At 70.5% G+C, this 9,484-nt stretch carries 8 protein-coding genes; 5 read left to right on the top strand and 3 right to left on the bottom strand.

Annotated features, from left to right (window positions below; genetic code table 11):
- Positions 1-269 precede the first annotated feature (269 nt).
- Genes C1I99_RS04990 through C1I99_RS04980 form a run of 3 tightly spaced genes read right to left on the bottom strand, consistent with a single transcriptional unit; the run spans position 270 to position 3,233 of the window.
- A complete protein-coding gene (locus C1I99_RS04990) occupies positions 270-650 on the bottom strand; it encodes a RidA family protein (RefSeq protein WP_111132954.1) in 381 nt (126 codons plus the stop codon).
- A gap of 1 nt (position 651) precedes the next feature.
- Positions 652-1,950 carry an amidohydrolase/deacetylase family metallohydrolase gene (locus C1I99_RS04985; protein ID WP_111132953.1) on the bottom strand — a complete coding sequence of 433 codons (1,299 nt, stop codon included), beginning with the start codon at positions 1,948-1,950 and terminating at the stop codon, positions 652-654.
- Complete coding sequence (locus tag C1I99_RS04980) at positions 1,947-3,233, bottom strand: helix-turn-helix domain-containing protein (RefSeq protein WP_111132961.1); 1,287 nt, start codon at positions 3,231-3,233, stop codon at positions 1,947-1,949. The genes C1I99_RS04985 and C1I99_RS04980 overlap by 4 nt, the downstream gene beginning before the upstream one ends.
- Before the next feature lie 172 nt (positions 3,234-3,405).
- Between C1I99_RS04980 and C1I99_RS04975 the strand changes: the two genes are divergently transcribed.
- The 5 genes from C1I99_RS04975 to C1I99_RS04955 all read left to right on the top strand — a co-directional run bounded on the left by C1I99_RS04975 (position 3,406) and on the right by C1I99_RS04955 (position 9,439).
- Entirely contained in the window at positions 3,406-4,638 is a 1,233-nt protein-coding gene (locus tag C1I99_RS04975; RefSeq protein ID WP_111132952.1) for an alanine racemase, read from the top strand.
- Positions 4,639-4,735: 97 nt separating this feature from the next.
- Entirely contained in the window at positions 4,736-6,031 is a 1,296-nt protein-coding gene (locus tag C1I99_RS04970) for an extracellular solute-binding protein (protein ID WP_111132951.1), read from the top strand.
- A gap of 77 nt (positions 6,032-6,108) precedes the next feature.
- Positions 6,109-6,981 (top strand): carbohydrate ABC transporter permease, encoded by an 873-nt coding sequence (locus C1I99_RS04965; RefSeq protein ID WP_199561960.1) that lies wholly within the window; start codon positions 6,109-6,111, stop codon positions 6,979-6,981.
- Positions 6,978-7,826, top strand: coding sequence for a carbohydrate ABC transporter permease (locus tag C1I99_RS04960; protein WP_111132949.1), 849 nt, complete (start codon positions 6,978-6,980; stop codon positions 7,824-7,826). The genes C1I99_RS04965 and C1I99_RS04960 overlap by 4 nt, the downstream gene beginning before the upstream one ends.
- Complete coding sequence (locus C1I99_RS04955; RefSeq protein ID WP_111132948.1) at positions 7,823-9,439, top strand: beta-N-acetylhexosaminidase; 1,617 nt, start codon at positions 7,823-7,825, stop codon at positions 9,437-9,439. The genes C1I99_RS04960 and C1I99_RS04955 overlap by 4 nt, the downstream gene beginning before the upstream one ends.
- Positions 9,440-9,484: the final 45 nt, after the last annotated feature.

The raw sequence follows: 9,484 nt of genomic DNA, 5'->3' as shown, positions 1-9,484 counted from the left end.
GGCGGGGGCACCGGCGGCTGCACGGTTGGGCATGCCACGTCCGGTGCGGCCGTCGCCCGCGGTGGCACAGCCACCACCGCGGACATCACCAAGGCGCCACTCAGCGTCATCGTAGCAACGCGAAAGGTAGTCACGTTAACGTACGGTAATCCCGGCGGGGCGGTCGCGGTCGGGGTTGGGTGAAGAACCTGCGGTGACGGTGAGACTTTCTCGTCCGAGCTGGTAGCGGACACCGAGGCGCGGTGCGATAAGGGAGCAGCTACGGCGGGTCAGACGCCGGTGTAGAGAATGGCGTCGACCTCGATGTCAAAGCCTTCCAGCGCGACCGGCAGCGTCGTGCGGACCGGCAGGTTCCGCTCGCCGAAGAACTCCACGTAGATCCTGTTCATCTCGGGAAAGTCGGCGAAGTCGCGCAGGTAGACCCCGACGCGGACGGCCTGGCTCAGGTCGGCGCCGGCAGCCTCGGCGACGCGGGCGAGGTTGGTGAACGCCGCCCGCGCCTGCTCGGCGAACGTGCCGCGCACCCACGCCCCGTCGGGCAGCACCGGGGTGGCGCCGGCCAGGTACACATGGTCTCCGGCGACCACGGCCTGGGAGTACGGGCCGCCGGGTTGCGCGGCCTGGTCGGTGGCGATGACGCGCTTGGGCATGTCAACCTCTCTCATCCGTACCCGGAGGCTGTTCCGGTCGTCGTGGAAACTGTTCGGCCAGCCCGTCGGGGCCGACCAGAGGCGCGCTGAACAGCGCACGCAGCGCACCGGCACGGTTGTCCAGGGCGTGCCGCTGGGCGGTGGTGAGCGGGATCCATGGGCGTGGCGGCTCGGGCAGGCGGGGTGGCAGCAGGCGTCCGGCCACGTACGTGGCGTCGTTGACCAGCCGCTGCTTGCCGACGCGGCGCTGCCGGTGGGCATCGACCAGCTCGACCGGGCCCTCCTTCACGGTGAAGACGGCCAAATCAGCGGGCGCTCCGGGGCTGAGTGTGCCCGCGCCGCCCGGCAGGTTGAGCGCCTGCGCCGGGCGGATGGTCGCCGCGGCCACCACCTCGTCGAGCGGTAGGCCGACCGCCAGGAGCTTCGCCATCGTCGTGGGCAGGTCAAACACCGGCCCGTACAGGCACCGCGCGTGCAGGTCCGACGATACGGTGTGCGGTGTCAACCCCGACTCCAGTTGGGCTTCGAGCACGTCGAAGGCGAAGCCCCCGGAGCCGTGACCGAGATCGAACAGCACCCCCCTGGCGTACGCGTCGTGCATCGCCGGGCTGACTAACTGCGGTCCTGCCGCGATGGCACTGGCGCAGTGGGTGACGATGTCACCGGGGCGCAGGAGCGCGAGGACGTCGGCGACAGCCGGCGGGGACGTACCGATGTGGACCATCACCGGGACGTCGCACGCCTCGGCGGCGGTAATGCCCCGGCGCAGCGGCTCGATCCCGTTCCGGCCCACGGTCTCCCGGTCGATGCGGACCTTGATCCCGGCCACCAGGTCCCGGTTGTCCCGCACCGTGGCGATGGCCAGGTCCACGTCGCAGTTGTCCAGGTCACGGCTCTCGCCGGTCCGCCCGGTGAGCCCGAGTGCGGAGATGTTCAGCAGTACGGGCACCCGGACCTCCAGGCGGCGCAGTGCGACCCGGAACGCGTCGAGCGAGTAGGCCCCCGCCGATCCGGCGTCGACCCAGGTTGTGACGCCGGAGCGCCACGCGACCGGATCCGGGTCGATGCCCCAGTAGGTGGCCCGGGCGGCGACGTGGGTGTGCAGGTCGATCAGGCCCGGGGTGACGACCTTGCCCCGTACGTCGACGACCCGCAGGGCACCGTCGGCCGGCAGTGCCGGCTTGATGGCGGCGATCCGGCCGGCCCGGACGGCGACGTCGTACCGGCCGACGTGCCCGCCGCCGACATCGATGACGTGCCCGCCGGTGAGGAGCAGGTCGTCCTTTGCCTGGTGGCTCACCGGCGCGTTTCGCTGATCGCGAGCCGGTACAGGCGGGTCGGGCGGCCCTTGCGGTTGACCTGCGCGCTGCCGTCGGGGACGACCAGGCCGTGCTCACTGAGCTTGCGGATCAGCCGTCGCCCGCTCGGGTCGGTGATCCCCAGTGAGGTGGCCAGGTCGCTGGGGGAGACGGACCTGCCGTTGAGGCTGCGCTCGATGGCGGTCAGCCGGGACAGCGTGGCCGGGCTGAGCCCGACGTTGCGGGCCAACTCCTCGATGTCGGCACCGTGCTCACGGTAGGTGAAGGACAGCGGCGTGCCGGCCGGCCCCATCGGGCCGATGACCACCCCGCTGTCCTCGATGAGGTAGGCGCCGGGTGCCGCATCCTGTTCGGCGCGGGCGGCGGCCCGTTCGGCGAGGGCGACGCAGGTCCGTGCGGAGGCGCCGATGCCGAAGCCGGCGACGACGCGGACGCCGAGGGTCTCCTGGGCCTGCGCGAGCACGGGCAGGCTGGACCAGCTGTGCGTGACCGTTTCGAACAGGGCGCGGTGTGCGAAGACCACCACCCCGCGTCGGTCCCGGTCCTCGATCCAGCAGTCCGCGAACTCGGGGGTGTTGAGCAGCATGTTCATCAGGCCGATCCGGGCCCGGTCCAGGTCGGGTGAGTGGTTGGTGATGAGGAAGACCCCGGCGGCGAAGCGGAGTTCGTTGGCTTGCTTCGACTGGATTCGTAGGGCCAGTTCGTGCAGCTCGGCGCGAATGGTGGTGGGACCCGGCAGGCCGCTGAGGACCGGTACGCTGCCCGCGAACGCGTCCATGACGCCGGTGCGCACGCTGATGAGGTACGCGCCGCCGGACATGCGCAGTGCGTCGCGGTGAAACTCGACGATGTCCTCGATGCGCTGCTTCGGGTCGAACGGCAGGCAGGCGATCTGGCTGCGGTCCAGCTCGAGTGCGTGGGCCACCTCGTCGATGGTTTCCCGGTCGAAGGTGTCGATGCTGACCGGGGTGGCGGGCCAGCCCTCGGTGAGCGCGCGGCACCAGGCGAGGGCCAGGTCGAGCCCGGCGGACCGGAGGACGGTGACCGGAAGGTCGGCGGGGAGTACGTCGCGGGACCGGGCGTACGGCACCGGCCCGAGCAGCAACCCGGCGACGTTCCGGCGGTCCAGCAGGTCACGTACCCGGTCACGGATTTCGTCCTCGCGCTCGTAGGTCACCCATTCCAGGGTCACCCCGGCCAGGGTGAGGGCCGCAGCCTCGAACCGGCTGCGGTGGCTCGCGTGGATCACGAGTCCGATCACCATCGCCACAGGGCCTGCTCCTCAAATACGATCCGGTTCGAAAGTAGCTCGCTGAAACTCGTTCCAAGAGTGCGGCCTCGCGCCGCGATGGTCAAGCTCCCGCATCGCGATGATCACGTCTGGCCCGTCGCGATGGTCACGTGCCGGCTCGCGACACCGACAGGAAGGCAGCCAGATGAACGTCGAGGGACAGATCGACTGGCGTACCAAGGGCTTCTGGTGGCCGGGGCCGGCGGTGGACGCCGCCGACTTCGCCGCAGCCGGGCACCACCTGTTCAGCGCGGCCTTCACCTGGCCCATTCTCGTCGTGCGGCGCACCGCGATCGAGCGCAACATCCGGACCCTCGCCGACTTCTGCGCCCGGCACGGGCTCGCGTTCGCGCCGCACGGGAAGACCACCATGGCGCCCTCGCTCATCGCCGCTCAGCTGGCGGCCGGTGCGTGGGGTGTCACGGTGGCCACCGCCAGTCAGGCGCTCGCCGTACGCGCGATGGGTGTGCCGCGCGTCGTCCTGGCCAACCAGTTGCTCGACCCGACCCCGCTGCGCTGGGCGGCCGGCGAGACCGAGCACGGCTTCGACTTCCTCTTCCAGGTCGATTCGACCAGCGGCGTGTCGGTCGCCGCCGACGCCCTGCGCACGGCTCCCGGCGACCGGCCGCTACGGGTGCTGGTCGAACTGGGCTACCCGGGTGGCCGAACCGGGTGCCGCACCCTCGCCGAACTCGCCGACGTCGCCGCCGCCGTCCACGCGGCGCCCCGGTTGGACCTGGCCGGGGTGGCCGCCTACGAGGGCGGGCTGCCCGAACGCGCCCACGTCGCCGCGTTCCTCGACCGGGTCCGTGAGGCCACCCGGGATCTCGCGGAGCGCGGCCTGCTGCCAGCGGAGGCGGTGGTCGCGGCGGGTGGCAGCGCGTACTTCGACCTCGTCGCCGAGCGGCTCGCCGGCCAATGGCTGCCCGGGCATCGCTTGACGACGGTCCTGCGCAGCGGGGCGTACGTCGCGCATGACGACGGCTTCTACCGGCTGCGCTCCCCGTTCCGGCACGTGCCGGACCAGGGCTTCCTCGAGGCCGCGATCGAGGTGTGGGCCCAGGTGCTGTCCACACCGGAGGATGGCCTGGCCGTCGTCGGCATGGGCAAGCGGGACGTCCCGTACGACGAAGGACTACCGGAGGCGGCCTGGGTCCGGCGGACGGACGGCACGCTGGTGCCCGCGCATGGCCTTCGGGTGACCAGGGTCAACGACCATCACGGGTTCCTCGCGACCGCGGGCACGGCGCCGGTACGTCCCGGTGACCTCATCGGCTTCGGCATCTCCCATCCGTGCACCGCCTTCGACAAGTGGCGGGCGATCCCGGTCGTTGACGATGACCGGGTGGTTACCGATGTTCTTCAGACCTATTTCTGAATCCCTGAGGTCTTGACTACCAGCCGACGGCGGCCCCACGCTATGACCCTGCGATTACCGAACCATTTCCGAACCTGGCCCGTTTCAAGGAGCCGCAATGAATGTTCGATTGGCGAAGGCACTCGCCGCGGTGTTGGTGGCCGGTCTCCTGGTAGGCGGGTGTGCGCCCGCCACCGCGCCGTCCTCGGGCGGCGGTGACGACAAGACCACCGGGACGCTGCGGGTTTGGCTGTTCGACGAACCCAACCGCGCACCGAAGCAAAGGGTGATCGACGAGGCGGTTGCCGAGTTCACCGCCGCGCACCGGGAGGTGACTGTCGACGTCCAGTACCTCGCGGTGCAGACCCGCAGCGAGCGGTTCAGGGGCGCGTTCAACGACCCGGCGAGTGCACCCGACGTGGTGGAGTTCGGCAACACCGACCTGCCCGAGTACGTGGCGGCCGGTGGGCTCGCCGACCTCGGCGCGGATGTCGACGGGTGGGCCGAGGGCAAGGATCTGGGCCCGGATCTGCGCGCCAGCGCGACGACCGACGGCAAGCTCTACGGCGTCCCCTGGTACCTGGGGGTGCGTGCCCTCTACTACCGAACCGATGTCTTCGCCGAGCTCGGCCTGACCCCGCCGACCTCGCAGGAGCAGCTGGTCGCCGCGGCCCGGAAGATCCGCGCGGCGAAACCGGACCTGTTCGGCCTCGCGGTCGGCGGCAAGTACACCTTCGCAGCCCTACCGTTCGTCTGGGACGCCGGAGGCGACATCGCCGCCACGTCCGGCGACCGCTACACCGCTGCGATCAACTCCCCGCAGTCCCGCGCGGGGATCAAGGCGTACACCGACCTGATCAAGCCAGACAACTGCCCGCCGCAGCAGTGCGCGGACCTCACCGGCGGCAAGACCGTCGAGCTGTTCGCCAGCGGCAAGGCCGGGATGGCCATCCTCGGCAACTTCAACCGCACCGCCGTGGAGGCCGGCGCGGCCAAGGGTAAGTACGCGGTGGTGCCGCTGCCCGGGACGACGCCCGGTTCGATCGCCCCCGCCTTCGCCGGCGGCAACAACCTCGGCATCATGAAGAACACCCAGCGCCGCACGCTGGCCGCCGACTTCCTGAAGCTGCTCGCGAGCAAGAAGTACCAGCAGCAGATGTACGACGCGATGGGCAACCTGCCGACGCTCACCTCGGCCCGTACCGAGCTGGCCGGCAAGGAGCCGTTCCTCCGGCCGTTCCTCGACACCATCGCCGCCGGTACCCGCTTCGTACCGCTGCACCCGGGTTGGGGCAAGATCGACGCGCAGGCGGTGATCCCCACGATGCTGGAGAAGATCGTCACCGGTCAGGCGACCGTCGAGCAGGCGACCGACGAAGCGGCGACCGCGATCACCGCCGCCCTCGCCCAATGAGCACCGCGTCAACGGCGCTGGCGGAACCGCGATCAGGGGTCCGCCCCGCCCCCGCGGGCCGCCGCACCCGCCTCAGAATGCGCCGGCGCACCCCGCTGTGGCTGCTCATCCCGGCCGCCGCCGTGCTGCTGCCGTTGTTCGTCTACCCGATCTACCAACTCGGTCTGCTGTCCGTACTGGACTTCCGGCAGGCACAGGTCAGCGGCGGCCAGCCGACCCGGTTCGTCGGCCTCGACAACTACCTGACGTTGCTGCGGGACGGGAAGTTCTGGTCGGTCCTGCTGGCCACGGTCGGGTTCGCCGCCGCCTGCGTGGCGGCGACGCTGGCCGTCGGCGCCGCACTGGCCGTCCTGCTGACCCGGGTCAGCAGGTGGCCCGGGTACGCCCTGTCACTCGCCGCGATGGCGGCCTGGGCCGCTCCGGCGATCACCGGCTCCACGGTCTGGATGTTCCTGTTCGACGCCAACCTGGGCCTGGTCAACCAGGTGCTCGGGCTCGACGGGCACAACTGGACCTACGACCGGTACAGCACGTTCGCGCTGGTCGGCGCGGCCGTGGTGTGGCACTCGTTCCCGTTCGTCATGGTCACGCTGTACGCGGGAATCCGCGCCATCCCCGAGCAGATGCTCGAGGCGGCGGCGCTGGACGGCGCCAGCCACTGGCGGTCGTTCTGGCAGATCGTGGTACCGATGATCCGCCCGCTGCTGGTCATCGTGGTCATCCAGTCGATCATCTGGGACTTCAAGGTCTTCACCCAGATCTATGTGATGACCGGCGGGGGCGGCATCGCTGGGCAGAACCTCACCCTCAACGTCTACGCGTACCAGCAGGCGTTCGCCGCCTCCGAGTACGGCCTGGGCTCGGCGATCGGCGTGGTCATGATGCTCATCCTGCTCGTGGTCACTCTGCTCTATCTGCGGGCGCTGCGTCGCGGGGGAGAGCCGCTGTGACGACCGGATCGTGGTGGCGGCGAGCCGCCGACCTGACCGCTACCGTCGTCGCGCTGGTCACCGTTTTCCCGATCTACTGGATGCTGCTCTCCGCGCTGAAGCCGGCGGGGGAGATGCAGTCGCTGTCGCAGCGGCCGTGGACGCTCGCTCCGACGCTGGACCACTTCCGGCGCGTGCTGGGTGCGGAGGACTTCGGGCGGTACCTCGTCAACAGCCTCCTGGTCGCGCTGGCCGTGGTGGCGCTGTCCGGGCTGGTGGCGTTCCTCGCCGCGGTGGCGCTCACCCGGTTCCGGTTCCGCTTCCGCAGCACGATCCTGGTCATGTTCCTGGTGGCGCAGATGGTGCCGATCGAGGCGCTGACGATTCCGTTGTTCTTCCTGATCCGGGACGTCGGCGCCGTCGTACCGGAGGTGGGACTCAACACGCTCGGCTCGCTCGTGCTGGTGCATCTGGCGTTCTCGCTGCCGTTCGCGGTCTGGATGCTGCGCGGCTTCGTCGCCGCCATCCCCGAGGAGTTGGAGGAGGCGGCCATGCTCGACGGTGCCAGCCGCCGTACCGTGCTGTGGCGGATCCTCTTCCCGCTCGTCGCGCCGGGGCTCGCCGCCACCAGCGTCTTCTCCTTCATCACCGCGTGGAACGACTTCCTCTTCGCGCGGACGTTCATCATCAGCGCGACCGACAACCAAACCCTGCCCATGGCGCTGCTGGTGTTCTTCAAACCGGATGAGAACGACTGGGGTGGCATCATGGCCGCGTCGGTGCTCATGACCGTCCCGGTGCTCATCTTCTTCATCCTGGTGCAGAAGCGGCTGGTGTCCGGCCTCGGCGGGGCGGTGAAGGATTGATCATCCCCCGGCCCTCCGGCCTGGAACGAAGGCCCGGCACGTTCCGGATCGACGCGGGCACCGGCCTGGCCGCACCACCCGAACTCAACCAGGTCGCGGCGGGGTTGCGCGCCACGCTCGGCCCACCGACCGGGTGCTGGCTGCCGCCGGCGGCGGACGCCGCCATACGGCTGCGGCTCGACCCGGTGCTTCCGGATGAGGGGTACCGGCTGAGCGTGACACCGGACGGGGTGGACCTCGCCGGTGGTTCACCGGCCGGGGTGTTCTACGGCGCGCAGACCCTCCGGCAGCTCCTGCCACCGTCGGCGTTGCGACGCGCCCGAGTCGGCGACGGCCCTTGGGAGCTGCCCTGCGTCGACATCACCGACGCGCCCCGGTTCGCCTGGCGGGGCTGCCTGCTCGACGTCGCACGGCACTTCCTGCCCACGGCCGACGTGCTGCGCTTCGTGGATCTGCTCGCGCTGCACAAGTTCAACGTGTTGCACCTGCACCTGACCGACGATCAGGGCTGGCGGTTGGCGTGTGAAAGGTATCCACGGCTGACCGAGGTCGCCGCCTGGCGCGCGGCGAGCATGCGCGGTTCCCGTCAGCACGGCACATACGACGCTCGACCGCACGGAGGCTTCTACACCCCGGACGACATCCGGGAGATCGTCGCCTACGCGGCCGACCGTCACGTCACCGTCGTACCCGAGGTCGACCTGCCCGGGCACACGCAGGCCGCGATCGCGGCATACCCGTGGCTGGGTAACGGTGCCGAGGAGCTGTCGGTCTGGACGGGGTGGGGCTGCTCAACCCACGTCCTCAACGTGTCCGACGCGGCCCTGCGGTTCTGCCGCGACGTCCTCGACGAGGTTTGCGAGCTGTTCCCGAGCCGGTACGTCAGCATCGGCGGCGACGAGTGCCCGAAGGACGAGTGGCGGGCGAGCCCGCAGGCCCAGGCCCGGATGCGGGAGTTGGGACTGCCCGACGAGGACGCGTTGCAGAGCTGGTTCGTCGGGCAGCTCGCCGCGCACCTGGCCGGCCGGGGCCGCCGGGTCTACGGCTGGGACGAGATCATGGAAGGCGGCGCCCCGGCCGGCGCGACGGTCGCTGCCTGGCGCGGACCGGGTACGACCGTGCTCGCCGCGCGTGCCGGGCTCGACGTCGTGGCCTGCCCTGACATGTGGGCATACCTCGACTATCGACAGTCCGAGCACGAGGGGGAGCCAATCCCGGTGGGCACCGTGCTGTCCACGATGAACGTCTATGGTTTCGAGCCGGTACCGGACGAGCTGACCGCGACCGAGGCGGGCCGGGTGATCGGCGCGCAGTGCAACGTGTGGACGGAGCACATGGATTCCGCCCGGGCGGTGGACTACATGGTCTTTCCCCGGTTGTGCGCGTTCGCGGAGGTGGCGTGGGGGCCGCGCGCACGGGATCCCGCCGACTTCCGCGATCGGCTGGGCGCGCACCTCGCGCGGCTGGACGCGCTGGGTGTCGAGTACCGCCCGGAGTCGGGGCCACGGCCCTGGCAGACCCGCCCGGACGCCAAGGGGTGGCCACGTACCGTCGCGGACCGGCGAGCCCAGCTCGCCGCGTTGACCGCGAACCTGGAGCCCGATACGTGTTGATCGCGGTCGACGAGGCCGCACCGGATCTGAGCGCGGGTCCCAGCC

Origin of the sequence: Micromonospora deserti (assembly GCF_003236335.1) — a bacterium.
Taxonomy (GTDB): Bacteria; Actinomycetota; Actinomycetes; order Mycobacteriales; family Micromonosporaceae; genus Micromonospora; species Micromonospora deserti.
The sequence above is the reverse complement of the archived record's forward strand: the minus strand, read 5'-3'. Positions and strand labels throughout refer to the sequence as shown.

Excerpts from the sequence above, each read along its gene's own strand:
- C1I99_RS04980 (WP_111132961.1), bottom strand. The coding sequence starts at position 3,233 with ATGGTGATCGGACTCGTGATCCACGCGAGCCACCGCAGCCGGTTCGAG.
- C1I99_RS04975 (WP_111132952.1), top strand. The coding sequence starts at position 3,406 with ATGAACGTCGAGGGACAGATCGACTGGCGTACCAAGGGCTTCTGGTGG.
- C1I99_RS04965 (WP_199561960.1), top strand. The coding sequence starts at position 6,109 with ATGCGCCGGCGCACCCCGCTGTGGCTGCTCATCCCGGCCGCCGCCGTG.
- C1I99_RS04990 (WP_111132954.1), bottom strand. The coding sequence starts at position 650 with ATGCCCAAGCGCGTCATCGCCACCGACCAGGCCGCGCAACCCGGCGGC.
- C1I99_RS04970 (WP_111132951.1), top strand. The coding sequence starts at position 4,736 with ATGAATGTTCGATTGGCGAAGGCACTCGCCGCGGTGTTGGTGGCCGGT.